Source organism: Streptomyces sp. NPDC087428, assembly GCF_044744085.1.
GTDB lineage: Bacteria > Actinomycetota > Actinomycetes > Streptomycetales > Streptomycetaceae > Streptomyces.
In genome coordinates, this window is sequence record NZ_JBIUXR010000006.1 from 39,841 (window position 1) to 66,514 (window position 26,674).

A 26,674-nucleotide genomic window follows, 5' to 3' on the forward strand; every position below is an offset into this window, starting at 1 on the left:
CCTGCCGTCTGTCAGCTGTCATCCCCTCCCCGGCGCCGCTCCTCTCCTCCCGTCCGGGCCCGCAGGGCAGCGACTTCGCCGCGCAGCTCGACCAGTTCCCGGTGCAGTGCCTGGATGGCGACGACGGCCACTCCGTTGGCATCGGTGCAGCAGATCGTCCGGTCGTTCTCACCGACCCCGAACGCCTTCCACCAGTCCTGCGCCATGGGCCCCAGGTGGCGTACGTGCGGCGGGTCCCAGTGGTACCGCCACGTGCTGACCGGCAGCTGCACGACCTGCTCCAGCACCTGGTACCCGTTGACCGGGCCGCTGCCGCACACCGCACCCGACACGGCACCGGACGCCAGCCCGGCCGCGGAAGCGCCCTGCCGCGGGCGCCTCCTGGCCTTGACCGACGTCCTCACTCCGGCCAAGGCCCCTTTCAACCGCCGGTAGTTCATCGCTCCCAGACCACCGCGGTCACCTCGGTCTTCAGCCCGCGATCCGAGAAGAGCAGGCTGCCGCCACCACCGCGGCTCTCCGGGCTGCTCACCGGCACTTGGAACAGACCGCTGCCCACCCCACTGCTGTGGGCCGTCACGCCGGCCGCCCCGACCGCACGCTCCTTGTTGATCATCGTGGTGTCGTAAGCGGCGTTGCCGGCCGCCAGGATGTTCGTGTTCGCGACGGCCGGAACGCTCAACGCACCGGTGCCGGTGGCCACCGTGGCTGTCAGCACCAGCAGCCGGCGGGCAACGCGCTTCGTGTACATCAGGCATCCTTCCGGCCGGGACGCCGAGCGCGTCCGCGACAGCCCTAACGGCCCCATGCCTCAAAGGGCACGTAGGGGCAGCACCCGACGCCGCGGACCCCCCTAGCCACGGATGTTCCGGGTGAGCCACGGGCTGAGGACGCCGCGCGGGACGAGTTCCCTGTACGTCTCGTCCCCGGGCAGCGGTACGACGAGCCACTGGCCGGGCGGGAAGAGCTTCCCCTTCACGTAGGCCGTTCCGCCGTACACGGAGCGGAGGAACACGGGCACGGAGTCACGGGGGACGTCGTTGAACTCCACCCCGTCGACGGTGATCTTCGCGTCGTCCTCGGGGAAGACCTGGACGGTGACGGCAGGAACGCCGCCCAGCTCGACGAACGCCTCGTGCGGGAGCGACCCGTCCGTGTCGAGCACCGCGAAGGCGCCTGCCGACGTACGGCGGGATGTCTGGTCCGCACCGATGTCGTCGGTGACGGCCATCTCCAGCCCGTACGCACGCGCGACCTCACGGACCGCGACGACTGCGGCCTCGGTGCTCGGCAGATGTGTATGTCCCATGCCGTCGATCATGCCGCAGCGGGTACCAGGTCCGGGCAACGATGCACGTGCCGAAGGCGGTTCGCCCGGCGGGCGTGGTGCGCGGAGGGGGCTCCTCGCCGTCGGGGCGCCACCCAGGTGATACCGGACGTCGATGCCGTACTGACCGCCCCACCGCACAACAATGGAGGAACCCGGTGGCCGTGGATACCTCTGTCTGCAAGTCCCGCGAAAAGATCAGCACCTGCACCGACCCCCAGCTCCTGCACCGGTGGATCCGACGCGCCGCCACCGCCGGCACCGCCGGAGAAGTCCTCACCGAGGAGTAGTCCTCCCGTCCGCAGCAGCCGGTGTCGCGCGACGGTCCCTCAGGGGCAGGAGCCGTCGAAGTTGTCCTCGTACGTGCGGTAGACGCGGTCGGCCTTCTTGTCCTTGCCGGTGGAGGGTGCGGCGGGGTACTCGATGACGGGCACGGGCTTGCAGACGGCCCACTTGCGGGTGTCCGGGGAGTCGTCGAAGCCGAAGGTGCCGCTGGCTCCGCGCATGCAGTTGACGCAGCTCGCGCCGTTGTCGGTGCCGAGGATGTTCATGTTGACGACGGTGTTGTACACGTCGTCGTGGTTCGGCAGGTCGACGGTCCCGGGCTTCCCCTGCCGGTCCTCTCCCGTCTGCTCTCCCCCTTCGCCGTTGATGTCGTCGTACGCCCGGTCGGTGGCCTGGGCGAGCACGGTGAAGGCGTCGTGGTACATGACCGCATAGCCGTCGTCCAGGGGCTTCGCGCCCCACGCCGGGTCGTCCGGCAGGGTCTTCCGGAGCTTCTCGAAGTACTCCAGGAAGCCCCGGGGCCCGGCCTGGAGCTGCGCGGGATCCTTCCAGGACAGGGTGTCGACCGAGGCCGCGCCGATGAGGGTGATCCGGGATTCACGCAGATGTGCGGTGATCTGCGAACCGGTCGACTCCGGATCCATGCCGATCCCCACCTTGAGGATGCGTATCGGCCTGGGGTTGGCGCAGGGCTCGCTCGCCAGCCAGTCCACCAGATGGGGCAGATCGTGATCGCGGCCCGCGAAGAAGACCGTGTCCGCCTTTGTCTGGCAGATGCTCCTGGCCACGTCGGCGAAGCGCTGGGGGACGCCCTTGTCGTCACCGATGAGTCCCAGATAGGACGCCTGGCGATGTGCCAGTTCGTACTTCTCGCCGAAGTGCTTGAGGAAGACCTTCTTCAGGTCGGCGGAGTAGCTGTCGCGCTCCCGCCGGTCGGACACCAGGAAGCCGTTCCGGCCCCCCGGGTTCTTCTCCAGGTACGCGTCCAGCGCCCGCACCAGGAGGTCGTTCGACGGTGAGGTCTTGAAGAAGTAGCCGGCCTGCATCGTGGTCGACGTGAGAATGGGGCCTATCGTCGGAATCCGGTGCGCGGACAGGGCCTTCGCCGCTTCGAGCGTGTCCGGGATGCTGTTGGGCATGCCGAAGACGCCGACCAGCGGTGCTTCCTTGTCGTCGGCCATCGGCGCAAGCCGGTCGACGACGGGCCGCCACTGGTCGAGGTCCTTCCCGTCGTTGGCCAGAAGCAGCTGGTACCGGGGTCCGGCATGCGCGTTCGCCCGGAGCTGTGCCACATGGGCACCCGCCAGGCCACGGGCGATCTGCGCCGTGCTCATGGAGCTGGTGGCGTCCGTGGTGAACGGCATCATCAGGGCGATGCGCACGTAGGGGGCCCGCGCCTGGCCGTTCTCCGGGTCGTTCCAGCCCTTCTCGACGCGGGCGTTCTCGTCCGCCACCGCACGTATCAGGCCGTCCAGTTCCGGGTCACCGTCCAGGACGCCCGCGGTGACGCCGACGCACTGCTTCGCCGCCTCCTCGAAGCCGTCACCGCATTTCTCCGGCAGCATCCGTACGACCGCGAAGGCGGCTGCCGCGAGTAAGAGGACGCCCAGGGCCAGGGCGATGGCCTTGTCTCCCGGGCCCATCGCCCGGTTCCTGAAACGGTTCAGCACAGTTCTCACTCCTCGCCGCGGAGAGGGCCGCGTCCGTAGTCCGGTCCGTACGTCGGGCAGGGCCTCCGCTCACGTACGGCGGTCGGCCAGGAGCGGGCCGCCTCGTTGAGCACGACGCGGCCCGACGGATGACGCATCGACAGAAAAGCCAGCTCCGCGCCGATGTCCTCGCACAGGTCGTCCATCGGTTCCGCGTACGTCTCGGACAGGTACCAGAGAGCGTGCAGCAGCCGGTTGACGGACCGGTGTATGTCGTCGGCCTCCTCGTACAGGTGGTCGTGGGCGCCCCGGGCGATCTCGGCACGGTGATCGGTCCACTCCGCCCGGGGCGGGTGCGGGGCCGAGGCGACATGGGGCAGGGCCGTGAGCCAGCGGTCGGCCGGCCAGCTCCCGAAGTACTCCGTCAGCGTGCGTACCACCGGTTCCGCGTCCCCGAGGGCGAGCCCGTGCCGCAGGACGTCCGGCTCGTGGCCGGCTCCGCGCTCCTCGTGATGCTGCCGCAGGAGGCCGTGCAGGTCCGCCCAGCGCCGTCCCGGCACGGCCGCGGCGCAGGTCCGGCGCGCCTCGTGGACCAGCAGGGCCCGCAGGAAGGGGTCCGCCACGAATCCCGCTTCCTCGCCGGACCCTTCCCCGCTCGCCGCGGCCCGCGCACCGTCGGTCCAGTGCTCCTCCACCAGGTACCGGGCCGCCGTGGGAAGCCCCGCGCCGGGGAGTCCGCCGTCGGCGAGCACGGCCGCCGTGGTCAGGACCTGTGCGGCGGCCCGGTCACGTGCCAGGGCAAGCGGTGCCAGATGGGCGCGCAGCTGGGGCTGGGGCACGAGCCGCTCCAGCAGGACCTCGCCGGCCGGCCGGCCCTCCCCGACGGGCAGGTCGAGCAGGGCCTCGGGATCGACCACGTGCCGGGCGCGGACGACCGCCTCGCACAGCACCCGGCTGCCCTGCGGATGCCCGCGGGTGAGGGAGTACAGGGCGGACGGAAGATGGCGGGGCAACGGCCCCTGGGCCGCGTCGAGCATCAGCAGCAGGTCGCCGCGGCCCAGTGGGGGCAGTGCGACCGTGAGCATTCCGGCCGACGGCGACGAGGCGACGGTGCGTTCCCAGCCGGACGCCTGGGTGAGCTCGGGCAGCTCCCGGGGCGTCGCGTCCGGGTAGAGGGCCGTGCCGTCGCCCAGCCGGGTCGCCACGACGACCAGGGGGTCCCGGACGCCTGGTCCGGGCACGGCCCGGTGGTCGAGCAGCAGGCCGAGGAAGCGCCGCCCGGCCGCGGTGTGCGCGTTGTCGAGCAGGACCAGCGGCCGGGGTGTCCGGTTGACGCGCTGCCACCGCCCGTAGGCGTCGGAGAGGTCTTCGAGGAAGGCCGCGGTCAGGGTGCGCTCGACGGCGTCCTGGAAGTCACCGCCCTGGTGGAAGCGCAGACTCAGCCGGATCAGGGCGGCCTCCGCGTCGTCCGAGCCGCTGGAACGGCTCCGGTACCACTGCTGCACCGCCCTCGCGGCGCGGGTCCGGGTGTGCCGCGAGAAGTACTGCTGGACGACCGCCTCGGTGACCGGGGCCAGATCGTGCTGCCGCCGGTCCGGGTCCGCGAGGCGCTCACTGACGTCGTACGTCCATTCGGTGGCGTCCCCCTCGGTGCCCTCCGCGCCCTTCGTCAGGCCGCAGGCGACGAGCAGGCGGGCGATCCGGTCACGGGCCAGTGCCTGCTGCTCCTCGTCACCGCGGTGCCAGCTGGACACGGCGAACAGCCCCGGCAGCAGGCGGGAGAAGCGGAGCCGTACCGCTCCCGGTACCACCGGCGCGAGTCCACAGGCCAGGTGCTCCAGGATCTCGACCACCGCCGACGTGTTGGGCGCCGCGGGGCCCGACCGGTGTGCCTGTTCGATCCGCGCGGCGTCGGCCCTGCCGAGCGGGATCCGCCCCCGGTAGAAATCGTCCAGGGCATCGAGGACCGCGGTCCTGCCCGTTCCGTGGCTCCCGGAGAGCAGCGTCACGGGAAGGTCGTCCCGGTGCTCCTGGGGCACCAGTTCCCGCCGGTCGGGCGCCATGCCCACCAGCCGGGGCACCAGCCCTCGCAGAATCGGATCCCGTGCGTACAAAGGCGTCCACATCGTCCATCCCCCCGTTCAGCCGTTCAGCCGTCCTTCTCCGCCTGTGCGGCCCCCCGCGCCGCTGCCCCGGCCCGTGAGGCGTCAGCCGCCGAGCATCCGGCCCAGCGCCTGGCCGACCGCGTCCAGGAGGAGCTGCCGGCCGACCGTGTCGGGAGCGGAGGCGAGGCTGTGCCGAATCCGTTCCATCAGGCCGCGCTGCCGGTCCGGGGGCGGCTCGTCGTCGGGGACACCGCCGCCCGCCAGCGAGTTCGCGCTCCGCATCAGGGCCGCGAGTGACTCCGGATCGAGATCGAGGGCCGGCGCCAGTTCCGCGATGAGCCTGGCGAGACCGGCGGGTGGGAGCGCGGTGTGCATCTCGATCGAGGTGTGCACGCTGTGGTCGGAGTCGCCCTGGGTGAGGTGCTCTATCGTCGTGGCCTCTATGTGCGTGTGCTGGGTGGGCCGGCGGTACTCACGCTGCTGCGCCACATACGCGCCGATGTCCGTGGCGCCGGCGAGCACGACTGACACGCCCTGCGAGGTGAGCGCCACGTGTGAGCCGACGTCGTGGTGGAACGGCGGCCCCTCGCAGGTGATCAGTTCCTCGTCGGCCAGGTAGGTGAGGGCGCGGGCGACCTCGCTCCGGGAGAGCGCGTCGCCGAGGAAGAAGACGTCCGGCGAGTCCAGGAAGCCGCTGATCCGCAGGGGCTGCCGGTGTGCGTTGTCGTGGATCCAGTGCAGTACGGCTCGTGCCGCGTGACGTGTCCGCTCGGCGGCGTTCGCCCGCAGGGCCTGGAGCCGGCGGGCCCGCTCCGCCCCGGCGGCCCGCAGGGTGACCACGGGGGCCCCGGTCGCCGTCCCCGGCCCGCCGACGGCGTCGATCAGCTCCTCGGCGCACAGGTGGTCGACGAGAAGCCGGACGGCGCTCATGGGGATGCTCTGGAGCGAGCCGAACCCGGCGCAGGAGACGTGGCGGTACAGCCCGCCCTCCGCCCTGTCCCAGACCCACAGCAGAAGGCGGGGACCATACCTGTCGACGTGCGCGTCGAGGACGACGTCGTGGCCGGGTAACGCCGGTATGGGATCTGACACAGACGGGGTCCTGTTCATGCTTGTCTCCAACGGCTCAGCTGCCGCACCTACCCCAGCTTCGTCGTCGTAATCAGCATCCACCCACGAGAATGCGCGTCAACTTCGTTACAGCCAACCGGATTTGGTGCTTCAGCCTCGCCGCCACCTGGGAGCACGGCGCACGCGGACGGCCCCGGACATGTCTCGCGGCCCGGGTGAAGCGGCGGCCGGACCGTCAGGCGGCACGGCCGGCTCGGGAGCCGGCCGTGCCCGTTGCGATTTCCTTCGAACCTCGACCGGTCGACCGCCGGGCACGGGGCCGGGCGCCGACGGCAGTCATTTGCCGAATCGCCGTTGCCGGTGCGCGTACGAGCGGATCGCGCGCAGGAAGTCCACGCGGCGGAACGCCGGCCAGTAGCAGTCCACCCAGTGCATCTCGGCGTACGCGGACTGCCAGAGCAGGAAACCGGAAAGACGCTGCTCGCCGGAGGTCCGGATGATGAAGTCGGTGTGGGCGGCGGTCGGCGAGTACAGATGCCGGGAGATGTCCTCGACATCGAACCGCTCGACCAGTTCGGCCAGGTCGCCACCGGCCGCCCGGTGTTCCTCGAAGGCGCTCTTCACCGCATCGACGATCTCCCGTCGGCCGCCGTAGCCGACCGCTATATCCACCTTGAGCCCGCCGCGCCCGTCCGTCGCGGCGGTGGCCTCCTTGAGTGCCTGGGCAGTGGCGCCGGGCAGCAGGTCGAGCGATCCGATCACCTGGACCTCCCAGGGGTGGCCGACGGCCGTGATGTCCTGGATGGTCTCCTCGATGATCTCGATCAGCGGGCCGAGCTGTTCGGCGGGGCGCCCGAGGTTGTCGTCGGAGAGCATGAAGAGGGTCACCCGCTCGATTCCGGCGGCCGCGCACCAGCCCAGGAACTCGGTCGCCTTCGCGCCGCCCGCCCGGTACCCCTCCCGGAGATCCGTGTGGCCCGCCTGCCGGGCCCAGCGCCGGTTGCCGTCGAGCATGATCCCGACATGCTGCGGGCGCGGCAACCCCACGAGGGTGGCGGCCAGCCGCCGCTCGTACACCGTTTCTATCGGCCGCCGGAGGAACAGCGGGAGCAGCTTCACCGAACCAACTCCATCACGTCGCACAAAGCCTTCGCGGACCATACCAGCGGCGTCCCGCGCGCTCCGCGAGCGCGTCCCTGACCGCATCGCCGCACAAGCGACCGGGCCGGGAGGGGCTTTGGCCGGGCATTCCGCATTCCGCGGGCGCCGGTCACACACGGCCCCGGATTGCCGCCGGGGTCACGCACACGGCCCCCGGCAAGCGCGCCGGGGGCCGTGATCGCTGATCGGGGTGGGCCGTTACGGCAGGTTCCTCGCCATGACGATGCGCTGGACCTGGTTCGTGCCCTCGTAGATCTGGGTGCTTTACGGGTGCCCGGCGGTTTGGGTGGATGACGACCGACGGCTACTCGTACAGGGGCGGCGAGCCGGGGAAGACGTTAGGGCTCGGACGGTGGCCGACTCGCCGCGAGCCGAGGATGAGACGCTGATCGTTCTGGAACCGAGGATGATCCCGCTTCTCAAGGAGGCTATCCGTGTCGCAGAGTCTGGCTGAGTTCGCCAAGCTGCTCAGGCAGTGTGAGCACTCAGCAGTCCACCTTGAGACCCGCGACACGTATGCCGTCCCCGGGGAACACCCTGCCTTCGACGCCTGGCTAGCAGGGGAGCGCAGGGACTGGGACGACCGTTCATCGTGGTGGCGCGATGACTGGCACGGCCTCATCCAGAACATCACCGCCCGAGGTGTGACGGTGCGCCGCGCGAGGGTGGTGGGTGAGCCAGCCTCGGATTACATCAAGTGGGAGCACAACGTCACGTATGGCAACGTCGCTTGCGGGGAGGACGTCCGGTGGCTGCCGCGTCGGCAGGCATCCGACCTGCTGTTGCCCGGCAACGACTTCTGGCTCTTCGACGGCAAGCTGGCCCAGTTCAACGTCTTTGACGGTGACGGCCGTTGGATGCACACGGACTTCACAGAAGACGCGGGCGTAGCGGCACGGTGTGCTGACATGTTCGAGGCGGTTTGGGAGCGAGCTGTCCCACACAACAAGTACAACGTCTAACAGAACAGCGGCCAGTCCATGACCTCACCTCTGTCGACGGCTGAAGAGGCCCATAAGTCAGTTGCCGACCGGCTTACTCGCATGATGGAAGACGCCGGTCTATCGGGGGCCCGGCTGGCCGCTCTGTGCGGCTGGGACCGTTCCAAGACTCACCGGATCACGCACCGGAAGACGATCCCCAAGCCCGCCGACATCCGCGCATGGTGCACGGCATGCGGAAGGCCCGAAGAAGCTGAAGCACTGATAGAGACCACGCGCACGGCCAAGACCCTGTACGTCCAGTGGACCCAGTACCTGAAGGGCGGCCTCGGCAAGGCCCAACGCAGCGGCATCTACCAGGAGACACGTTCCTTCCGGGTATATAGCAGCGGGGTCCTCCCCGGGATGCTCCAGACGGAGGCGTACGCGCGGGGCATTCTCCGTAAGATCCGCCGCTTCAGGAGTCTTCCCGACGACGTTGAGGACGCCGTACAGGCGCGTCTGGAGCGCTCGGCCGCCACCCTGCGGGGCAATCAAGTGTCCGTCCTCATCGAAGAATCGGCCCTGTACATGCCGATGACCGACCCTCCGCAGCATGCGCAGCAACTGGGACACCTCATGTCCGTCATCGGGCACCCCAACTTGGCTTTCGGAATCATCCCCCACATGTCACGCCGCCCGGTATGGCCCATCGAATCCTTCTACGCATTCGATGATCGCGAAGTTCAGGTGGAAACCCTGACCGCCATGGTCCGGGTGACGAATCGAACCGAGATCGATGTGTACCTGAGCGCGTTCGCTCAGATGGCACGAGCCGCTGTGTACGGCTCGAATGCCAAAGCCTTGATCAGGAAGGCCCTCGACGCTACCGAGGAATGAAGACTTACAACACCATGCAACATCCGCCCTGCCCGGCTGCCCCTCTTCCTACCGTTCTTGGCACAGCCAGTTGACAGCCGGAGGCAAGCATGGCGATGACCATCGCGGTCTATCGAGTGACGAGGGACGGCATCACAGAGCGGGTTCCAGAACATGAGGTGGCACCCGCTTCAGAGCCTTCCGCGTCGAACCGCTTCCCGCTGTGTCGCTGCCCCGTTCACGCGGACAACCCATGCGCTCCCGAGAGCGAACGCCGCATCCGGGACAGCGTCTGAACACAACTGGCCGGCCCGCACGCTCCACGCAACCCTTCTCCCTGGAGGCACGCACAATGAGCACAGCTGTTCAGACCCGCACCCGTGAGCCACAGATCATCCTCAACGCACTGGCCCATCGAGTGCCCCACCTGATCACCGACACCGAACCGACGCTGTGGGATCGAGAAATCGCTCTCCTGCTTCGCGACAACAGCGTCATGACCCGTAACACCGCCGAACGGCTGCTGGGCCAGGCCATCGCCTACACGGTCACCGCCATGGAGCGGAAGGGCGTGGACATGGGCGTCGGCTACACGGTGGACGTGGCCGTTCACGCCCTGATCCTGGACACTCCGCTGTACTTCGCCCTGTGCGACGAATACAACAGCGGCCAGTACAAGCACCACGCTCCCCTGATCCAGCGGCGCTGCGACGGCACCGTGACGCGGACGGCCGACATCCTGCGGGACAACGGATTCACCGTAGACGATGAGCTGTGGGACATGGACGCGGCGGAGTGCTCGCCGTGCGACAACAAGGTGCCCGACAGCCACTAGCGGCGCCCTGTACGGGGTGCCCCGTCCTCCCCGGGGCGGGGCACCGAACCAACGTGGAACTGAGGACGACAGTTGCCCACTCAGCACGACATCGACTCTGAACGCGAACTCTGGGACACCTTCGCCGAGAACACAAAGGACAAGGCCCTGGAGGCTGAACCGGTGCTCTGCTGGACGCAGTACGCCGGACACGGCCCAGGGCCTGAACTCCTGGGTTCGCCAAGAACGGCACTGGAAATCGGCTGCGGTACCGGGCGAGCATTGGCGTTCCTCCTGAACCAGGGAGTCAAGGTCACGGGCTTGGACCTGTCTCCGGTCGCCGTCAAGCACCTGACCGAACGCTGGGGGCCTACGGGGGCGGAGTTCATTTGTGCAGAAGTGCTTGAGCACCTCGCGGCGAGCACGGAGACGTACGACGCCATCTACTCAATCTTCGGCGCGGTTTGGTTCACCGACCCGGTGAAGCTCTTCCCGCTGATCGCCAAGCGGCTCAACCCTGGTGGCACGTTGGTCTTCTCCCAGCCTCCGGCTATCCCAGGGGCCTACGGCCCCCAGGGCATGTACAAAGGCGGCTTCGCGGGCAAGGCCATGTTCACCTACCGGTACAGCTACACACCCGGCAAGTGGTCCACGCTCCTCGCCAAGAGCGGCTTCCAGGACATCGACGCAACCGTCCTGGACGCTCCCACCGAGGGACACATCGGAACCCTGATCGTACGCAGCGTAAAACGCTGATCTCCTGGACACGCGAACGCCCCGCTGGAACTGGCGGGGGTGTTCCTTGCTTTGTTCGAGCGGTTCAGAGCAACGCGCGGAACGGGTTGGCGGCGAGCGATTCCTAGCGCTTCGGTTCGGGGCGAGCGTAGAAGCCTGCGCGGGTGCCGAACGGTAGGCGTCCATCTGAACGACCGTGGCCCCGTTGTCACGCTCCGCTTTGGCCGGCTGAGGACTGAGGGCCGGATGCGGACTCCGTAGCGGTGAAGCCATGGCCGTCTCTCGGGATCAGATCGACTTCAAGGCCGAGGTCTTGCGAGTGGATTTCCAGAATCGGCGGCACAACAAGAACCACGGCGTGTGGGGGCCGGAGCGCTTGCTGTCCCCCGACGCCGACTGGATGGTCACAGCTCCACGGACGTGCTCAGGGAGCACTACCACTACATCTTCGAAGGAGCCGAGCAGCACGGGGCGGGCGGCCATCGCAAGCATGCTGACGCCCGGCGCGGAGGGCCCCACCGAAGGACAGGCGGAAGTGGCCTGACAGAACCCATGCGAACGGCCCCCGGCAGAGCGCCGGGGGCCGCTGTGTTTGTGCAGGTGGGAGGCAGTTCACCGCCCAGCGTCAGCCCAGGATTTCCCCGGCGTGACGCCCATGATCGGCCCGAAACGGTCCCGACCAGACCGGAAGCCGATCACGGCCTGCGAGCCATCGAAAATGGCCGCTGAGCTGCGAAAACTCAGTTACGGCAGGTTCCTCGCCATGACGATGCGCTGGACCTGGTTCGTGCCCTCGTAGATCTGGGTGATCTTCGCGTCCCGCATCATCCGCTCCACCGGGTAGTCCCGCGTGTAGCCGTAGCCGCCCAGCAGCTGGACCGCGTCCGTGGTGACCTCCATCGCGACGTCGGAGGCGAAGCACTTGGCCGCGGCGCCGAAGAAGGTGAGGTCGCTGTCGAGGCGCTCGGACTTGGCGGCGGCCGAGTAGGTGAGCTGGCGGGCCGCCTCCAGCTTCATGGCCATGTCGGCGAGCATGAACTGGATGCCCTGGAAGTCGCCGATCGGCTTGCCGAACTGCTTGCGCTCCTGGACGTAGCCCTTGGCGTAGTCCAGTGCGCCCTGGGCGACGCCGAGGGCCTGGGCGGCGATCGTGATGCGGGTGTGGTCCAGGGTCTTCATCGCGGTCGCGAAGCCGGTGCCCTCCTCGCCGATCATGCGGTCGGCGGGGATGCGGACGTTGTCGAAGTAGACCTCGCGGGTCGGGGAGCCCTTGATGCCGAGCTTCTTCTCCGGGGCGCCGAAGGAGACGCCCTCGTCCGACTTCTCGACGACGAAAGCCGAGATGCCCTTGGAGCGCTTGGCCGGGTCGGTGACCGCCATGACCGTGTAGTACTCGGAGACGCCCGCGTTGGTGATCCAGCGCTTCACGCCGTTGAGGACCCAGAAGTCGCCGTCGCGGACGGCCTTGGTCTTCATGCCGGCGGCGTCGGAACCCGCGTCCGGCTCGGAGAGTGCGTAGGAGAACATCGCGTCGCCCTTGGCGAGCGGGCCCAGGTACTTCTTCTTCAGGTCCTCGGAGCCGGACAGGATCACCGGGAGCGAGCCGAGCTTGTTCACGGCCGGGATGAGGGAGGAGGAGACGCAGGCGCGGGCCACCTCCTCGATCACGATGACCGTGGCGAGCGCGTCGGCGCCGGCGCCGCCGTACTCCTCCGGTACGTGGACGGCGTGCAGGTCCGCGGCGGTCAGGGCGTCCAGCGCCTCCTGCGGGAAGCGGGCCTCCTCGTCGACCGCGGCCGCGTGCGGGGCGATCTTCGCCTCGGCGAGCGCACGCACCGTCTCACGGAGCATGTCGTGCTCCTCGGCCGGACGGTACAGGTCGAAATCGGTCGAACCCGCCAAGACTCTCACTCCCCAGGATGCTAACTACCGTTAAGTAACACAATTTTAGGCGCCAGCCCCGGGAAAGGCATACGAGCGGGAGCCGTGAGCTTCGCGACAGCCGGAATGGAGCGATTCAGAGGCAGGACTATGCTCGTTCACCGCACGTCTGTCCGCATCTCACAGGAGCACTACATGGCCCTCAGGATCACTGTGATCGGCACCGGCTACCTCGGCGCCACCCATGCCGCGGCCATGGCGGAGCTGGGCTTCGAAGTGCTGGGACTGGACGTCGTGCCCGAGAAGGTCGAGCTGCTGTCGGCCGGCCGGGTCCCGATGTACGAACCGGGGCTGGAAGAGATCCTGAAGAAGCACGTCGCGGGCATCGAGGGTGCCACCGGGCGGCTGCGCTTCACCACCTCGTGGGAAGAGGTGGCCGAATTCGGTGATGTGCACTTCGTCTGCGTGAACACCCCGCAGAAGCACGGCGAGTACGCCTGCGACATGAGCTACGTGGACAGCGCCTTCGATTCGCTCGCACCCCTTCTGACCAGGCCCGCCCTGGTGGTCGGCAAGTCCACCGTGCCCGTCGGCTCCGCGGCCAGGCTCGCGGCGCGGATCGCCGAGCTCGCCCCCGTGGGCGACGCGGCCGAGCTGGCGTGGAACCCGGAGTTCCTCCGCGAGGGCTTCGCCGTCAACGACACGCTGCACCCGGACCGGATCGTCGTCGGGGTGGAGAGCGAGCGGGCCGAGAAGGTGCTGCGCGAGGTGTACGCCACCCCGGTCGCGGAGGGGTCCCCGTTCGTCGTGACGGACTTCCCGACCGCCGAGCTGGTGAAGACCTCGGCCAACTCCTTCCTGGCCACCAAGATCTCCTTCATCAACGCCATGGCGGAGGTCTGCGAGGCCGCCGACGGCGACGTCGTGAAGCTGGCCGAGGCGATCGGCCACGACGAGCGGATCGGGAAGAAGTTCCTGCGGGCCGGGATCGGGTTCGGCGGCGGCTGCCTGCCCAAGGACATCCGCGCCTTCATGGCGCGCGCCGGCGAGCTGGGCGCCGACCAGGCGCTGACCTTCCTCCGCGAGGTCGACTCCATCAACATGCGGCGCCGCGGCCACATGGTGGAGCTCGCCAGGGAGGCCGTCGGCGGCGACTCCTTCCTCGGCAAGCGGGTGGGCGTCCTGGGCGCCAGCTTCAAGCCGGACTCGGACGACGTACGTGACTCACCGGCCCTGAACGTCGCCGGGCAGATCCACCTCCAGGGCGGCCAGGTGACGGTCTTCGACCCGAAGGGCATGGACAACGCCCGCCGCCTCTTCCCCACGCTCGGTTACGCGGAGACGGCCCTGGACGCGGTGCGCGGCGCCGATGTGGTGCTGCACCTGACCGAGTGGAGCGAGTTCCGTGAGCTGGACCCGGCGGTGCTGGGCGAGGCCGCCGGCCGCCGGATCATCCTGGACGGGCGCAACGCGCTGGACCCCGCGGTGTGGCGCGAGGCCGGGTGGACGTTCCGGGCCATGGGACGGCCGAAGGCCTGATCCCCTGGGGGCCCGGAGGTCCGGGCCCCTTACCGGCTGCCCTCAGCCGCGCTTCGCGCGGTACGTGCGCATCTTCGCGCGGGCACCGCACACCGACATCGAGCACCAGCGGCGGCGTCCCGCCGGGCTGCGGTCGTAGTACACGCAGCGGCAGTCCGCCGCCTCGCACGCCTTGAGCCGGTCCCAGGTCCCGTTCGCCGACGCGGTGGCGATGGCCGCCGCGACCCGGGCGGTCAGTCCGGGCGGTTCCTCGACGGGGCGCAGCGCCGCGGCGCCCGTCGCGTCCACGGTGACGCGCAGGGGCGCGCCGGCGAGCAGCCGGTCGAGCACGGACGCCGCGTCGTCGGGCGGGCGGTGGCCGGCGTGGGCCAGGCAGACGGTGCGCAGGGCCTCGCGGAGGGTGCGGGCCGCCGGGGCGTCCCGCTCGGCGAGGGCGAATTCGGCGCGCCCGTCGGCCGTGCCGAGGGTGTCGGCACCCGTCTCGACGTTCAGGGTGTTGACCAGTGCCTCGATCAGCGCGAGTCCGCCGGGGGCGGAGTCCCTCTCATTCATCGGTGGTCATCCATCAGTTGTCATTCTCGGTTGCGACGTTACCCCCACTACGGGAGTATGCGGTAACGGTTACCGGTTGAGCGACTCAACGGGTAACCGCCTGACCGTGTCTGCCCGAGGAGGAAACGTCATGGCTGTTGCCGTACTGGGTGCCGTCGTCCTGGACTGCCCCGATCCCGTCGCTCTGGCCGGTTTCTACGCCCGCGTGCTCGGTGGGGAGGTCGAGCAGCACGAGGACTGGGTGGATCTCACGGGAGGCACCGGCACGCCGCTCGCCTTCCAGGCCGCACCCGGCTTCGTACCGCCGCGGTGGCCGCGTCCGGACGGCTCGCAGCAGTTCCACCTGGACCTGACCGTGGCGGATCTGGACGCGGCGGAGCGGGAGGTGCTGGCGCTGGGGGCGACGGTGCTCGACGCGGAGGACCGGGAGCGGACCTTCCGGGTGTACGCCGACCCGGCGGGTCACCCGTTCTGTCTCTGCGCCTGCTGAGGGCTGTCCCGGCCGGGCCCCGGGCGGAACCCGGTCCCGGCCGGGCGCTCAGCCGTCCAGCTCTTCGATCGTGGCGTGCGAGGGGCCGCGGCGGGCGGACAGGTCGCGGGACACGTCCTGCGCGTCGCGCAGCACCCGTACCGCGTTCCGCCAGGTGAGCCCGGCCAGGTCGGCGGCGGACCAGCGGCGGCCCAGCAGTTCCGCGATCAGGTTGGGGTAGCCCGCGACGTCCTCCAGGCCCTGCGGGAGGAACGCGGTGCCGTCGTAGTCGCCGCCGATGCCGATGTGGTCGATCCCGGCGACCTCGCGCATGTGGTCGAGGTGGTCCGCGATCGTCGCGACGGTCGCCATCGGGCGGGGGTTCGCCGCCTCGAACGCGGCGTGGACCTTCATGCCCCGCTCGGTGGTGTCCAGGTGGTGCAGGCCCTGGGCGCGCATGTTCTCGTCCGCGGACCGGGTCCAGTCGACGGCCGCCGGCAGGACGAACTTCGGTACGAAGGTCGCCATGGCGATGCCTCCGTTGGCCGGGAGCTGCGCCAGGACGTCGTCGGGGATGTTGCGCGGGTGGTCGCAGACCGCCCGCGCCGAGGAGTGCGAGAACATCACCGGCGCGGTGGACGTGCGCAGGGCGTCGCGCATCGTCGTGGCCGCGACGTGCGAGAGGTCGACCAGCATCCCGGTGCGGTTCATCTCCCGTACGACCTCGTGGCCGAAGGGCGAGAGCCCGCCGACGCCCGGTTCGTCGGTCGCCGAGTCCGCCCAGGCGATGTTGTCGTTGTGGGTCAGCGTCATGTAGCGGACGCCGAGGGTGTGCAGGGCGCGCAGGGTGCCCAGCGAGTTGTTGATGGAGTGGCCGCCCTCGGCCCCCATCAGGGAGGCGATACGGCCCTCGGCGCGTGCCGTCTCCATGTCGTCGGCCGTCAGCGCGCGGCGCAGGTCGGCGGGGTGGCGGGCCAGCAGTTCGGCGACCGCGTCGATCTGCTCCAGGGTGGCGCTGACGGCGTCCTCGCCCGCCATGTCGGACCGTACGTAGACGGACCAGAACTGGGCGCCGACGCCGCCGGCGCGCAGCCGCGGGATGTCGGTGTGCAGATGGGCCGACTGGTCGGTGGCGATGTCGCGGGCGTCCAGGTCGTAGTTGACCTGTTCGCGCAGCGCCCACGGGAGGTCGTTGTGGCCGTCGACGACGGGGTACTCCGCGAGGAGTTCCCGGGCCCGCTCCAGCTGCTCCATCGCTGTCCTACTTTCCGAAACCGAAGGAGTCGGCGCCCTGCACCTTGGCGCGCAGCCGCTTGCCCTTCTCCGTGGCCTGGTCGTTCAGCTCCTTCTGGAACTCGACCATACGGGCCTGCAGCTCGCTGTCGTGGGAGGCGAGGACACGGACCGCCAGCAGGCCCGCGTTGCGTGCGCCGGCGACCGAGACGGTGGCGACGGGGACACCGGCGGGCATCTGCACGATGGAGAGCAGGCTGTCCATGCCGTCCAGGTACTTCAGCGGGACCGGCACGCCGATGACCGGCAGCGGGGTGACGGAGGCGAGCATGCCGGGCAGGTGGGCGGCGCCGCCCGCGCCCGCGATGATCGCCTTGAGGCCGCGGCCCGCGGCGTTCTCGCCGTACGCGATCATCTCGTGCGGCATCCGGTGAGCGGAGACGACGTCGACCTCGAAGGGGATCTCGAACTCGTCGAGGGCCTTGGCCGCCGCCTCCATGACGGGCCAGTCGGAGTCGGAGCCCATGACGATGCCGACGACCGGTGCGGCGGAGGGGGAAGTCATTCGGTGATCGTTCCTCGCAGGTAGTCGGCCGCGTGCCGGGCGCGCTCGCGCACATCCGCCAGGTCGTCGCCGTAGGTGTTGACGTGGCCGACCTTGCGGCCCGGCTTCACGTCCTTTCCGTACATGTGGATCTTGAGCTGCGGGTCGCGGGCCATGCAGTGCAGGTAGGCCTGGTACATGTCCGGGTAGTCGCCGCCGAGGACGTTGCTCATGACCGTCCAGGGGGCGCGCGGGCGCGGGTCGCCGAGCGGGAGGTCGAGGACGGCCCGGACGTGGTTGGCGAACTGCGAGGTGATCGCGCCGTCCTGCGTCCAGTGCCCGGAGTTGTGGGGGCGCATCGCCAGCTCGTTGACGAGGATGTGCCCGTCGCGGGTCTCGAACAGCTCGACCGCGAGGTGGCCGACCACGCCCAGCTCGGCCGCGATCCGCAGCGCGAGCTGCTGGGCCTCGCCCGCGAGGCCCTCGTCCAGCTCGGGGGCGGGGGCGATCACCGTGTCGCAGACGCCGTCGACCTGGATGGACTCGACGACCGGGTAGGCGACGGCCTGGCCGTGCGGCGAGCGGACGATGTTGGCCGCCAGCTCCCGTACGAAGTCGACCTTCTCCTCCGCGAGGACCGGGACACCGGCCCGGAAGGGGTCGGCCGCGTCCGCCTCGGAGCGGACCACCCAGACGCCCTTGCCGTCGTAGCCGCCGCGCACGGTCTTGAGGATGACGGGGAAGCCGCCGGCCTCGCGGGCGAAGGCCGCGGCGTCGGCCGGGTCCTTCACGATGCGGTGGCGGGGGCAGGGCGCGCCGATCTCGGTGAGCTTCGCGCGCATCACCCCCTTGTCCTGGGCGTGCACCAGCGCGGCGGGGCCGGGGCGCACGGGGATGCCGTCCGCCTCCAGGGCCCGCAGGTGCTCGGTCGGCACGTGCTCGTGATCGAAGGTGATCACGTCACAGCCGCGCGCGAAGGCACGCAGCGTCTCCAGGTCGCGATAGTCGCCGACGACGACTTCGTTCACGACCTGGGCCGCCGAGTCCTGCGCGGTGTCACTGAGGAGCTTGAATTTGATGCCGAGGGGGATGCCCGCCTCGTGGGTCATACGGGCGAGCTGACCGCCACCGACCATGCCGACTACCGGGAACGTCACTCCTCCAGGGTATCCGCACGCCCCGGGGCCGCCCGACGACGGCCTCTGCGGGCGGCCCCGGGCCGTGCGGGGTGTCACAGACTCGCCACACCTGTACCGGTACGCACGGGCGGCCGGCGGGCGGGCTGGTTAGCATGGCCGGGTTGACGGAACCTGAAGACGAACCGACGGACACGAACCGACAGACGGGCTGAGCAACCACCATGAGCGAACGGGGCGCACTGCGGGCCCGGCTGGATGTGCTGGCCCGGGAGATCGCCAAGTTCGGCGTGGTCGGTGCGGTCGGTCTGGTCGTCAATATCGCGGTATCCAACCTGCTGTGGCGCTACACGGACATCCCGACGGTCCGGGCGGGCCTGATGGCCACGTTCGTCGCCATCCTCTGCAACTACGTCGGCTTCCGCTACTGGACGTACCGGGACCGCGACAAGAGCGGCCGGACCCGGGAGCTGACGCTGTTCCTGCTGTTCAGCGCGGCGGGGGCGGTCATCGAGACCGGGGTGCTGTACGCGGCGACATACGGGTTCGGCTGGAACAGCCCGGTCCAGAGCAACGTCTTCAAGATCGTCGGGATCGGTGTCGCGACGCTGTTCCGCTTCTGGTCGTACCGGAGCTGGGTGTTCAAGGCGCTGCCTGACAAAGAAGCCGTGCTGAGTGAGCCGGCGGAAGCGGGGGCCGTGCCGGTGCCGACGGGTCCGGCGGCGGCCGCGGGTCCGGCCGCCGCGGGTCCGGTGCCTGTGCCGTCGCCCGCCGCGCGGGTCGAGGCGGACGCGGCGCGGCGGTAGCGGGCGGCTCGGATCGACGGACCGGGGTTACTCGGGCGGGCGCCCGGGGTTACTCGGGCGGGCGCCCGGTCTCACCTCACCGGGCGTTCCGGTTCGTTTCTGTTCAGGGCAACCCGGCTGAGGAACAGGGCGAAGACCGGGGGCTGCTGCTGGAGCAGCTCCAGCCGGCCGCCGTCCGCCTCCGCCAGGTCCCGGGCGACCGCGAGGCCGATGCCCGTGGAGTTGCGGCCGCTGATGGTCCGCTCGAAGATCCGCGCCCCCAGGTCGGCGGGGACTCCGGGGCCCTCGTCCGTCACCTCGATGACCGCCTGGTTGCCGGTGACCCGGGTGCGCAGGGCCACCGTGCCGCCGCCGTGCATCAGCGAGTTCTCGATCAAGGCGGCCAGCACCTGTGCGACCGCGCCCGGCGTGCCGACGGCTCGCAGCCCCTGCTTGCCGGAGCGGACGACCGCGCGGCCCTCGCCCCGATAGGCCGGGCGCCACTCCTCGATCTGCTGCTTGACGACCTCGTCGAGGTCGAAGACGACGGCCGAGCCCGTCCGCGGGTCCCGGGCGTTGGTGAGCAGCCGCTGCACCACGTCCGTGAGCCGCTCGACCTGGGTGAGGGCGATGTTCGCCTCCTCCTTCACCGTCTCCGGGTCGTCGGTGACGGAGATCTCCTCGATCCGCATGGAGAGCGCGGTCAGCGGCGTACGGAGCTGGTGGGAGGCATCGGCGGCGAGCCGGCGCTCCGCGGTCAGCATCCGGGCGATCCGTTCGGCGGAGGAGTCCAGGACGTCGGCGACCCGGTCCAGCTCCGGCACCCCGTACCGCTTGTGGCGCGGGCGCGGGTCGCCGGAGCCGAGGCGTTCCGCGGTCTCGGCGAGGTCGGTGAGCGGCGAGGCCAGCTTGTTGGCCTGGCGCACGGCGAGGAGGACGGCGGAGACGATGGCCAGCAGCGCGACCGCACCGATGATCATGAGGGTGCGGCCAACCTCGCGGGTGACGGCGGAGCTGGACTCCTCGATGGTGACCTTCTCGCCGTGCTCGCCCACCTCGGTGGCGCTGATCACGCTGCCGCTGGGGCGCTCGCCCACTTCGATGGGGGCGCGGCCGGGCATCTTCACCAGGGCGTAGCGCTTGTCGTCGACCTGTTCGGCCAGCACGTCGGGGTTGATCCGCTCGGCGCCCAGGAGCCGGCTCTCGATGACGCTGATCACTCGCAGCGCCTCGGAGTCCACGCTCTCCTGGGCGCTGCTGCTGATGGTGCGGGCCTCGACGATGACGAGGGAGACGCCGAAGACGGCGATCACCACGAGCACCACGGCGAGGGTGGAGTTGATCAGTCTTCGGCGCATGAGTGTTTCTGTACGTCAGCTCTTCTCGAAGCGGAAGCCGACGCCCCGGACGGTGGCGATGTAGCGCGGGTTGGCGGCGTCGTCCCCGAGCTTCTTGCGGAGCCAGGAGATGTGCATGTCGAGCGTCTTGGTGGACGACCACCAGGTGGTGTCCCAGACCTCGCGCATCAGCTGGTCGCGGGTGACGACCCGGCCCGCGTCGCGGACCAGGACCCGCAGCAGGTCGAATTCCTTGGCGGTGAGCTGGAGTTCCTCGTCGCCCATCCAGGCCCGGTGCGACTCGACGTCGATCCTGACCCCGTGGGTGGCGGGCTGCGGGGCGGGCTCGGTGGCGCCGCGGCGCAGCAGCGCCCGGACCCGGGCCAGGAGTTCGGCCAGCCGGAAGGGCTTGGTGACGTAGTCGTCGGCACCGGCGTCGAGGCCGACGACCGTGTCGACCTCGTCGGCGCGGGCGGTCAGCACCAGGACCGGCACGGTGTGGCCCTCGGCGCGGAGCCTGCGGGCGACTTCGAGGCCGTCCATCCCGGGCAGTCCCAGGTCGAGTACGACCAGGTCGATGCCGCCCTGGAGGCCGGCGTCGAGAGCGGTCGGACCGTCTTCGCGGACCTCGACCTCGTAACCCTCCCGACGCAGGGCGCGGGCCAATGGCTCCGAGATGGATGCGTCGTCCTCGGCGAGCAGTACACGGGTCATGGGGTGATGGTAGTCCGCGGAGCGGACAAGGAGTGAGGTGATCCAAAAGCCCTGCGGGTCTGCGTCCTGTTCATGACCAGACCTTCGAATGTGGGAGCGTGATGGCACTCTGGCCTGTGATTCATGTCTCAAGTCCTTTCATATCGAGTTCTGTCGTGCCGTATGGTGTCTTGACGCCTGTTGCACTACTCAAAGACCTTTGGGCAGCTATTAGCGCCCGGGGTCTCTTTTGTGTGCGGGGCTGGTACCCGCCAGTCCGGAAGTTTTCAGTGAATGACCTGTGGGCCGGGCCCGGTATGCCAATGAAGGCACCGGGCGTGGATCCCGACGTGGTGGGCGTACCCGCGTCGGTGCCGGCCTCCCCCCACCGGGCGCGTACCGCCGCACGAGGCGCCGCGTCCCGAGCAAGCAAGGATCGACCATGGCGTCCAGCCTGACGAAGGACCCTGCCAGTCCCCCTGGCGCAGAGAAGACCTTCCTCGGCCACCCCCGCGGCCTGGCCACGCTCTTCATGACCGAGATGTGGGAGCGCTACAGCTTCTACGGCATGAAGGCACTGCTCCCGCTGTACCTGATCGCCCCCGGCGGCATGCACATGAGTGCCACCACGGCGACGGCGATCTACTCCGTCTACATGGCGATGGTCTACCTGCTCGCCATGCCCGGCGGCTGGATGGCCGACCGCTTCTGGGGGCCGCGCAAGACGGTCGCCATCGGCGCCGGTGTCGTCATCCTCGGTCACATCACGCTCGCACTGCCCAACGCGGCGTCCTTCTTCGCGGGCCTCGTGCTCGTCGCGCTCGGCTCCGGCCTGCTCAAGGCGAACATCTCCACGATGGTCGGCCACCTCTACGACGGCCCGGAGGACCCGCGCCGCGACGGTGGCTTCACGCTCTTCTACATCGGGATCAACCTCGGCGCCTTCCTCGCCCCGCTGTCCATCGGGACCATCGGCGAGAAGGTCAACTGGCACTTCGGCTTCGCGCTCGCCGCGATCGGCATGGCGCTGGGTCTCGCCCAGTTCCTGCTCGGCTCGCGCCATCTCAGCCGGGAGAGCGATGTCGTCGCCACTCCGGCGACGGCGCAGGAGAAGAGCTCCGTCCTGCGCAAGGGCCTGGTCTGGCTGATCGTCGCGACGGTCTTCTACGGTCTGCTCGCCGTCACCGGCAACTTCGCCGACTGGGCGCTGCTGCCGATCACCATCGCCGGTCTGGTCATCCCGGTCGCGGTCCTGGTCCGGATGAAGCGCGACAAGGAGCTGACGGAGACCGAGCAGTCCAAGCTCTCGGGCTACATCTGGTTCTTCGTGGTCGCGGCCGTGTTCTGGATGATCTACGACCAGAACGGCTCGACCCTGTCGATCTTCGGTGAGAACTCGACCACGAACAGTCTGTTCGGGTTCGACTTCCCCACGTCCTGGTACCAGTCGCTGAACCCGATCTTCATCATGGCGGCGGCTCCCGTGGTCGCCTCGGCGTGGCTGTGGCTGAACAAGCGCGGCAAGGAGCCGAGCACCGCCGTCAAGTTCGCCTCCAGCCTCACGCTGATCGGCATCTCGTTCATCGTCTTCATGATCCCGCTGATCGACACCGCGGCCAACGGCGGCAGGGTCAGCCCGATGTGGCTGGTGGCGATCTACTTCATCCAGACCGTCGCGGAGCTCTGCCTCTCGCCGGTCGGCCTGTCGGTCACCACGAAGATGGCCCCGGCGAAGTACAGCTCCCAGATGATGGGTGTCTGGTTCCTCGCGGTCACCGCGGGCGACTCGCTGACCGGTCTGCTCACGTCCCCGCAGCTCGACGTCAACCTGAACACCTCGGCCGCCGTCGCGGTCGAGGCGGTGCTCGCGGTCGTCGCCGGCTTCGGCATCTGGATGTACCGCAGGAAGGTCACGAAGCTCATGGGCGACGTGCACTGACCTCTTGGCTCCACGCGGGGAAGGGGCCTGCGCACCGTTCGGTGCGCAGGCCCCTTCCGTTGTGCCGTGCGGGACTCAGCTCACCGGCCGGACCGCAGCCTGCGCCACGGGGTGAACGTGAACACCGCGCCGCCCAGCAGGATCGCCGTGCCGGCGACCAGGCCGAGTGCGCGCAGGGAGCCGTTGTCCTCGGCGCCGGTGGCCGCGAGGCCGCCGGAGGCCGTGCCGCCGCCCGCCGCCGCCGCTCCGCCGGAGCCCGCGGTGTCACCGCCGGACGCGCCGCCCTCCTGGGCGGTGGTGTCGAGTTCGAGCGACGCCTTCACGGCGCCCTTGACCGTGCACGGAATGTTGATCTTCGAGGGGCCCAGCGTGACGTCGATCGTCAGGTTGCCGGGGGTGAGCGTGGACTTCCCGGAGGCGCCCGGCTTGTACGTGCCGGTCATGTCGGTCAGGCTGACCGGCTTGTTCAGCTTCAGGGGCTCGGGGTTCGCCGGCCCGGTGGCCTTGACGGAGCCCTTGTCGGCGCCCCCTACGACGATCTGCATGGACGGCTTGAGCGCGCCCGCGGGCAGGTCGGCGGGGCTGTCCATCACACCCTTGGCGGTCTTCACCGTGAGCGCGTAACTCCCGCCGCTCTTCTTGGCGTTGATCGTCACCTTGGTGGCGATGCCGTTCGACGGGCCGGGCGACTGGCAGGTGTAGTTCACGACGACTTCCTTGCCCGGGAAGTCCGTGGCGCCGCCGGAGCCCCCGGTGGAGCCGCCCGCGTCCGTACCACCGGCGGTCGTGCCGCCGGCCGTCGTACCACCGGCGGTCGTGGTGCCGCCCGCGTCCGTACCGCCCGCGTCCGTACCGCCGTCGGCCGTACCACCGGCCGTGGTGCCACCGGCGGTCGTGCCCCCGGCGTCCGTGCCGCCGTCCGTGCCTCCCCCGCCGTCCGTGACCTTGATCGTCGCGCCCGGCTTCACCGTCTCCTTCGGGGAGCACTTGGTGTCCGTGGAGATCGGCTTGGAGACGTTGAGGTTGTACGCGTCCGGCGTCAGCGTGAGGTCACCCGCCTTCTCCAGCTTCAGCGAGCCCTTCATGTCCGACATGATCATCGGACTCTTCCTGGGGATCGCCGGGTTCTCCCGCGGCCCCTCCATCTTCAGGTCGCCGGTCGCGGCGCCGCCCAGCTTGATGATGCCGGTCGGCTTGACGGTGTCTTTCTCCAGATCGAGAACATCAGGGTTGTCGGAGGCGCCCTTGACCGTCTTCCACACCACCTCGACGGTGTCCCCGACCTTCGCCTCCGCGGGCGCGGTCAGCTGCACCTGGGTGGTGCCCTCGACGGGCGGCAGTCCGGAGATGGCCGGGGGTATGCACTCCGTCTTGTAGGAGATGTCGGCGGCCTGGGCCGGGCCGGCGGACAGCAGCATGCCCGCCCCGCCGATCATCATCGCGACTCCTGCCGCGACCGTCCTGCGTTGCGTACTCACGAATGTCCCTTCGTCGTCGGTCTGTGCTCTGACGGTGCGGAATCAGGGGTGAACCACGGCAGCGCGGCCGTGGTGGTGCTCGCGGCCGCCGCGGGCGCGGGGCCCTCGGACGGCGCGGGGGCCCGCCGCAGCCTCGGCAACCGGGCTGTCACATCGGCGAACCTGTCGGGGCCCCGGCGCGACCGGGCCGCCGCGTGCGCGGAGCGCGGGCGCACCTTGTCGACGACCGCCATGCCGATACGGAACACGGCGGCGGGCACGACGAGGCAGAGCAGGATCCAGAAGAGCGTCACGCCCCAGGGGCGGCCGACTCCCCACGGCTGTTCGGCCAGCACCTTCGTGCCGTACCTCAGCGAGACCTGGTAGTCGCCGTGGGCGCCCGCCGTCAGCTCGACGGGCAGCTCGATCCGCGCCTTGCGGCCGGGCTCGATGGTGCCGCGCCACTCCCGGTCCTCCCACTGCGGGGCGTAGACGCCGTGTGCCGTGCCGACCTGGAAGACCGGGTTCTTGACCGCGGCGGAGCCCAGATTGCCGACGGTCAGGACGAGGCGGCGCGACGCCGGGGCGCCGAACCAGGTGAGGATCCCGCTGTCGCCCTCCAGCCGGGTGGTGGCCAGGACGGCGAGCTTCCCGTCGCCGTCCGCCTTGGGCAGGGCGGCGACGGGGTGCCCGGCGACGACGAACACGGCGTCGGCCACGGCCTGGTCCCCGGTGACCGTGGCGACGTGCACCACACAGGGGCAGGGCGCGGGCGGCTCCGCGACCGGCAGCTTCTTGACGAACGCGCCCTTGGAGTCGGTGGTGACGGCGCGGCCGTCCGCGTTGGCGCAGGAGTTGGTGCCGCCGATCACGCCTCGGGCGGGGCTGGACTGCCCGCAGACCAGCATCATCAGCAGGGTGTCCGCCCGCCAGCCGCTGCCCTTGACGGTGATCTCGCCGCCCTTGCCCGCCTGCTTCTCGGAGAGCGTGACCGCCGGTTTCCGGTCCGCCGCGCTGCGGCCGGTGGCGTGGGCCCCGGTCGCGGTCAGCAGCAGGGCGGGCAGTATCGCGGCCAGCAGTACGGCGAACAGCGCCGCCGCCCGCCCTCGGCCGCAGCTCCGGAGTGCCGCCGGTCCGGTCAGTCCAGTCACGATTCCGCTCCCGCCTTCACCAAGTGCCTCTCGTCGGAATGCCGTTGATGGTCAGGGGACGGGACGGGCCCGTCCTGGTGCCCGCCCCGCCGTGCTCCTCGCCCGCGCCGGTGGGCGTACGTGCCCGCGGCGGCCGCGGCCAGGAGCAGCAGCGCGCCCCCGGTCACCGGCAGCCACGGGACGAAGAGCGCCGGTGCGGTGGCCTCGCCGTGCGCGCCGCCCGCCGCCGTGACGCGCAGCCGGACGGTGGCGGAGTCCAGGGCGGGGGTGTCCCGCCACGGTTCGGTGAGCCGTACCCGCTGTCCGGGCAGCAGCTCGACGGGCAAGGTGCGGGCGTCGCGTCGCAGCAGGCTGCCGAACACCCCGTCGGCGCTGACGGCGAGACGGGGCGCGAGGACCGCGTTGCCCCGGTTGACCAGCGTGTAGTGGATGGTCCGCCCGGACACCGTGACGTCCTCGACCGTGAGCGCGGCCAGCGTCGGTCCGCCGATCCGCAGCTGGACCCGGACGCCCACCGAGCGGCCGTCGCTCTCGACGACGATCGCGCCCGGGTGGTCACCGGGCAGCGCGTCCTCGGGCACGGTGACGGAGACGGGCACCTCCGCACGGGTCCGGCCGGGCACGGTCACCTTGGCGGTGGCCGTGCGCAGCCAGGCCCCGGTACCGGTGGAGCCCCGCGCGCCGCGTACCGCGAAACCGCCCTTCGCGGTGTTGTACGCGTCGGCGCCGCGCAGCCGTACGGTCACCGGCTCCGGACCCGGGTTGGTGACCGAGAGGCGGTCCTGGAGGACGCTGCCGGGCAGGCCCTCCAGGTAGAAGTACGGTCTGCCGCCGTCCCGGCCGGCGCCGTTCGCCACGGGCCGCGCCGTCCACTCCGGAGCGGCCGGGTGCTCGGTGGCACCGGCCGCCGCGGTCGGGGCGACGGCCCACCACAGGGCGGCGAGCAGCGGTACGGCAAGGGCGAGTCGGGTGGCGTGACCGGTCAACGGCGGCATGGGCGGCTCCCTGGTGC

The 26,674-nt window shown here is 70.1% G+C and carries 26 protein-coding genes; 9 read left to right on the forward strand and 17 right to left on the reverse strand.

What is annotated here, in order from left to right:
• Window positions 1–11 precede the first annotated feature (11 nt).
• From ACIO3R_RS13865 to ACIO3R_RS13875, 3 genes are all read right to left on the reverse strand, one after another.
• A complete protein-coding gene (locus tag ACIO3R_RS13865; RefSeq protein ID WP_402105699.1) occupies window positions 12–404 on the reverse strand; it encodes a tail fiber domain-containing protein in 393 nt (130 codons plus the stop codon).
• A 32-nt stretch (window positions 405–436) separates the two neighbouring features.
• The gene (locus ACIO3R_RS13870; RefSeq protein WP_402105700.1) at window positions 437–751 is read right to left on the reverse strand and encodes a hypothetical protein; all 315 of its coding nucleotides are present in this window, start codon (window positions 749–751) and stop codon (window positions 437–439) included.
• A gap of 102 nt (window positions 752–853) precedes the next feature.
• Complete coding sequence (locus ACIO3R_RS13875; RefSeq protein WP_402105702.1) at window positions 854–1,309, reverse strand: hypothetical protein; 456 nt, start codon at window positions 1,307–1,309, stop codon at window positions 854–856.
• A 182-nt stretch (window positions 1,310–1,491) separates the two neighbouring features.
• On the opposite strand from ACIO3R_RS13875, the gene ACIO3R_RS13880 reads away from it, so the two are divergent.
• Window positions 1,492–1,617: a hypothetical protein gene (locus tag ACIO3R_RS13880; protein WP_385034239.1), complete on the forward strand. Its 126-nt coding sequence runs from the start codon at window positions 1,492–1,494 to the stop codon at window positions 1,615–1,617.
• A 39-nt stretch (window positions 1,618–1,656) separates the two neighbouring features.
• On the opposite strand, the gene ACIO3R_RS13885 is transcribed toward ACIO3R_RS13880, so the two are convergent.
• The 4 genes from ACIO3R_RS13885 to ACIO3R_RS13900 form a co-directional block, all read right to left on the reverse strand.
• Complete coding sequence (locus ACIO3R_RS13885; RefSeq protein ID WP_402105704.1) at window positions 1,657–3,255, reverse strand: ABC transporter substrate-binding protein; 1,599 nt, start codon at window positions 3,253–3,255, stop codon at window positions 1,657–1,659.
• A gap of 32 nt (window positions 3,256–3,287) precedes the next feature.
• Window positions 3,288–5,387, reverse strand: coding sequence for an ATP-binding protein (locus tag ACIO3R_RS13890; RefSeq protein WP_402105706.1), 2,100 nt, complete (start codon window positions 5,385–5,387; stop codon window positions 3,288–3,290).
• Window positions 5,388–5,468: 81 nt separating this feature from the next.
• Complete coding sequence (locus ACIO3R_RS13895) at window positions 5,469–6,458, reverse strand: hypothetical protein (protein WP_402105708.1); 990 nt, start codon at window positions 6,456–6,458, stop codon at window positions 5,469–5,471.
• A 315-nt stretch (window positions 6,459–6,773) separates the two neighbouring features.
• On the reverse strand, window positions 6,774–7,556 hold the full coding sequence (locus ACIO3R_RS13900; RefSeq protein WP_385034232.1) for an isoprenyl transferase: 783 nt from the start codon (window positions 7,554–7,556) through the stop codon (window positions 6,774–6,776).
• 476 nt (window positions 7,557–8,032) lie between these two features.
• Here ACIO3R_RS13900 and ACIO3R_RS13905 point away from each other — a divergent pair, with 476 nt between their 5' ends.
• The 4 genes from ACIO3R_RS13905 to ACIO3R_RS13920 all read left to right on the forward strand — a co-directional run bounded on the left by ACIO3R_RS13905 (window position 8,033) and on the right by ACIO3R_RS13920 (window position 10,967).
• A complete protein-coding gene (locus ACIO3R_RS13905; protein ID WP_402105709.1) occupies window positions 8,033–8,560 on the forward strand; it encodes a DUF6879 family protein in 528 nt (175 codons plus the stop codon).
• An 18-nt stretch (window positions 8,561–8,578) separates the two neighbouring features.
• Window positions 8,579–9,418, forward strand: a complete 840-nt coding sequence (locus tag ACIO3R_RS13910) for a helix-turn-helix domain-containing protein (protein WP_402105710.1) — start codon at window positions 8,579–8,581, stop codon at window positions 9,416–9,418.
• A 331-nt stretch (window positions 9,419–9,749) separates the two neighbouring features.
• The gene (locus tag ACIO3R_RS13915; protein ID WP_385034223.1) at window positions 9,750–10,232 is read left to right on the forward strand and encodes a hypothetical protein; all 483 of its coding nucleotides are present in this window, start codon (window positions 9,750–9,752) and stop codon (window positions 10,230–10,232) included.
• Window positions 10,233–10,304: 72 nt separating this feature from the next.
• Window positions 10,305–10,967 carry a class I SAM-dependent methyltransferase gene (locus tag ACIO3R_RS13920; protein WP_402105712.1) on the forward strand — a complete coding sequence of 221 codons (663 nt, stop codon included), beginning with the start codon at window positions 10,305–10,307 and terminating at the stop codon, window positions 10,965–10,967.
• Between the two features lie 723 nt (window positions 10,968–11,690).
• Here the strand turns inward: ACIO3R_RS13920 and ACIO3R_RS13925 are convergent.
• Window positions 11,691–12,848 (reverse strand): acyl-CoA dehydrogenase, encoded by a 1,158-nt coding sequence (locus ACIO3R_RS13925; RefSeq protein WP_402105714.1) that lies wholly within the window; start codon window positions 12,846–12,848, stop codon window positions 11,691–11,693.
• 174 nt (window positions 12,849–13,022) lie between these two features.
• On the opposite strand from ACIO3R_RS13925, the gene ACIO3R_RS13930 reads away from it, so the two are divergent.
• Window positions 13,023–14,366 carry a UDP-glucose dehydrogenase family protein gene (locus ACIO3R_RS13930; protein WP_402105716.1) on the forward strand — a complete coding sequence of 448 codons (1,344 nt, stop codon included), beginning with the start codon at window positions 13,023–13,025 and terminating at the stop codon, window positions 14,364–14,366.
• A gap of 42 nt (window positions 14,367–14,408) precedes the next feature.
• Here the strand turns inward: ACIO3R_RS13930 and ACIO3R_RS13935 are convergent, their stop codons facing one another.
• Window positions 14,409–14,918: a CGNR zinc finger domain-containing protein gene (locus tag ACIO3R_RS13935; protein WP_402105718.1), complete on the reverse strand. Its 510-nt coding sequence runs from the start codon at window positions 14,916–14,918 to the stop codon at window positions 14,409–14,411.
• A gap of 130 nt (window positions 14,919–15,048) precedes the next feature.
• Here ACIO3R_RS13935 and ACIO3R_RS13940 point away from each other — a divergent pair, with 130 nt between their 5' ends.
• On the forward strand, window positions 15,049–15,408 hold the full coding sequence (locus tag ACIO3R_RS13940) for a VOC family protein (protein ID WP_402105719.1): 360 nt from the start codon (window positions 15,049–15,051) through the stop codon (window positions 15,406–15,408).
• A gap of 48 nt (window positions 15,409–15,456) precedes the next feature.
• On the opposite strand, the gene ACIO3R_RS13945 is transcribed toward ACIO3R_RS13940, so the two are convergent.
• From ACIO3R_RS13945 to ACIO3R_RS13955, 3 genes are read right to left on the reverse strand one after another with little or no spacing between them, the layout of a single operon-like run.
• On the reverse strand, window positions 15,457–16,641 hold the full coding sequence (locus tag ACIO3R_RS13945; RefSeq protein WP_385034208.1) for a dipeptidase: 1,185 nt from the start codon (window positions 16,639–16,641) through the stop codon (window positions 15,457–15,459).
• 7 nt (window positions 16,642–16,648) lie between these two features.
• Window positions 16,649–17,185: a 5-(carboxyamino)imidazole ribonucleotide mutase gene (purE, locus tag ACIO3R_RS13950; RefSeq protein ID WP_402105721.1), complete on the reverse strand. Its 537-nt coding sequence runs from the start codon at window positions 17,183–17,185 to the stop codon at window positions 16,649–16,651.
• Window positions 17,182–18,321 carry a 5-(carboxyamino)imidazole ribonucleotide synthase gene (locus tag ACIO3R_RS13955; protein ID WP_402105723.1) on the reverse strand — a complete coding sequence of 380 codons (1,140 nt, stop codon included), beginning with the start codon at window positions 18,319–18,321 and terminating at the stop codon, window positions 17,182–17,184. Before ACIO3R_RS13955 ends, purE begins: the two co-directional genes overlap by 4 nt.
• A gap of 203 nt (window positions 18,322–18,524) precedes the next feature.
• On the opposite strand from ACIO3R_RS13955, the gene ACIO3R_RS13960 reads away from it, so the two are divergent.
• Window positions 18,525–19,106, forward strand: a complete 582-nt coding sequence (locus ACIO3R_RS13960; protein ID WP_385041732.1) for a GtrA family protein — start codon at window positions 18,525–18,527, stop codon at window positions 19,104–19,106.
• Window positions 19,107–19,177: 71 nt separating this feature from the next.
• Here ACIO3R_RS13960 and ACIO3R_RS13965 read toward each other — a convergent pair whose 3' ends face one another.
• Both ACIO3R_RS13965 and ACIO3R_RS13970 read right to left on the reverse strand, forming a co-directional pair.
• Window positions 19,178–20,443 carry an ATP-binding protein gene (locus ACIO3R_RS13965; RefSeq protein WP_385041734.1) on the reverse strand — a complete coding sequence of 422 codons (1,266 nt, stop codon included), beginning with the start codon at window positions 20,441–20,443 and terminating at the stop codon, window positions 19,178–19,180.
• 15 nt (window positions 20,444–20,458) lie between these two features.
• Window positions 20,459–21,136: a response regulator transcription factor gene (locus ACIO3R_RS13970; RefSeq protein ID WP_018524728.1), complete on the reverse strand. Its 678-nt coding sequence runs from the start codon at window positions 21,134–21,136 to the stop codon at window positions 20,459–20,461.
• A 421-nt stretch (window positions 21,137–21,557) separates the two neighbouring features.
• Here ACIO3R_RS13970 and ACIO3R_RS13975 point away from each other — a divergent pair, with 421 nt between their 5' ends.
• On the forward strand, window positions 21,558–23,054 hold the full coding sequence (locus ACIO3R_RS13975) for a peptide MFS transporter (protein ID WP_385041737.1): 1,497 nt from the start codon (window positions 21,558–21,560) through the stop codon (window positions 23,052–23,054).
• An 80-nt stretch (window positions 23,055–23,134) separates the two neighbouring features.
• Here ACIO3R_RS13975 and ACIO3R_RS13980 read toward each other — a convergent pair whose 3' ends face one another.
• Genes ACIO3R_RS13980 through ACIO3R_RS13990 form a run of 3 tightly spaced genes read right to left on the reverse strand, consistent with a single transcriptional unit; the run spans window position 23,135 to window position 26,657 of the window.
• Window positions 23,135–24,490, reverse strand: a complete 1,356-nt coding sequence (locus ACIO3R_RS13980) for a hypothetical protein (RefSeq protein WP_402106033.1) — start codon at window positions 24,488–24,490, stop codon at window positions 23,135–23,137.
• 38 nt (window positions 24,491–24,528) lie between these two features.
• Window positions 24,529–25,662 (reverse strand): hypothetical protein, encoded by a 1,134-nt coding sequence (locus ACIO3R_RS13985; protein WP_385034280.1) that lies wholly within the window; start codon window positions 25,660–25,662, stop codon window positions 24,529–24,531.
• Window positions 25,659–26,657, reverse strand: a complete 999-nt coding sequence (locus tag ACIO3R_RS13990; RefSeq protein ID WP_385034282.1) for a hypothetical protein — start codon at window positions 26,655–26,657, stop codon at window positions 25,659–25,661. The genes ACIO3R_RS13985 and ACIO3R_RS13990 overlap by 4 nt, the downstream gene beginning before the upstream one ends.
• Window positions 26,658–26,674: the final 17 nt, after the last annotated feature.

What these genes read in the sequence shown, in the direction of transcription:
- ACIO3R_RS13890 (WP_402105706.1), bottom strand. Translation starts at nt 5,387, where the DNA reads ATGTGGACGCCTTTGTACGCACGGGATCCGATTCTGCGAGGGCTGGTG.
- ACIO3R_RS13870 (WP_402105700.1), bottom strand. Translation starts at nt 751, where the DNA reads ATGTACACGAAGCGCGTTGCCCGCCGGCTGCTGGTGCTGACAGCCACG.
- ACIO3R_RS13940 (WP_402105719.1), top strand. Translation starts at nt 15,049, where the DNA reads ATGGCTGTTGCCGTACTGGGTGCCGTCGTCCTGGACTGCCCCGATCCC.
- ACIO3R_RS13910 (WP_402105710.1), top strand. Translation starts at nt 8,579, where the DNA reads ATGACCTCACCTCTGTCGACGGCTGAAGAGGCCCATAAGTCAGTTGCC.
- ACIO3R_RS13980 (WP_402106033.1), bottom strand. Translation starts at nt 24,490, where the DNA reads ATGATCGGCGGGGCGGGCATGCTGCTGTCCGCCGGCCCGGCCCAGGCC.
- ACIO3R_RS13915 (WP_385034223.1), top strand. Translation starts at nt 9,750, where the DNA reads ATGAGCACAGCTGTTCAGACCCGCACCCGTGAGCCACAGATCATCCTC.
- ACIO3R_RS13945 (WP_385034208.1), bottom strand. Translation starts at nt 16,641, where the DNA reads ATGGAGCAGCTGGAGCGGGCCCGGGAACTCCTCGCGGAGTACCCCGTC.
- ACIO3R_RS13990 (WP_385034282.1), bottom strand. Translation starts at nt 26,657, where the DNA reads ATGCCGCCGTTGACCGGTCACGCCACCCGACTCGCCCTTGCCGTACCG.
- ACIO3R_RS13930 (WP_402105716.1), top strand. Translation starts at nt 13,023, where the DNA reads ATGGCCCTCAGGATCACTGTGATCGGCACCGGCTACCTCGGCGCCACC.
- ACIO3R_RS13960 (WP_385041732.1), top strand. Translation starts at nt 18,525, where the DNA reads ATGAGCGAACGGGGCGCACTGCGGGCCCGGCTGGATGTGCTGGCCCGG.
- ACIO3R_RS13935 (WP_402105718.1), bottom strand. Translation starts at nt 14,918, where the DNA reads ATGAATGAGAGGGACTCCGCCCCCGGCGGACTCGCGCTGATCGAGGCA.
- purE (WP_402105721.1), bottom strand. Translation starts at nt 17,185, where the DNA reads ATGACTTCCCCCTCCGCCGCACCGGTCGTCGGCATCGTCATGGGCTCC.
- ACIO3R_RS13970 (WP_018524728.1), bottom strand. Translation starts at nt 21,136, where the DNA reads ATGACCCGTGTACTGCTCGCCGAGGACGACGCATCCATCTCGGAGCCA.
- ACIO3R_RS13975 (WP_385041737.1), top strand. Translation starts at nt 21,558, where the DNA reads ATGGCGTCCAGCCTGACGAAGGACCCTGCCAGTCCCCCTGGCGCAGAG.
- ACIO3R_RS13965 (WP_385041734.1), bottom strand. Translation starts at nt 20,443, where the DNA reads ATGCGCCGAAGACTGATCAACTCCACCCTCGCCGTGGTGCTCGTGGTG.
- ACIO3R_RS13875 (WP_402105702.1), bottom strand. Translation starts at nt 1,309, where the DNA reads ATGGGACATACACATCTGCCGAGCACCGAGGCCGCAGTCGTCGCGGTC.
- ACIO3R_RS13885 (WP_402105704.1), bottom strand. Translation starts at nt 3,255, where the DNA reads ATGGGCCCGGGAGACAAGGCCATCGCCCTGGCCCTGGGCGTCCTCTTA.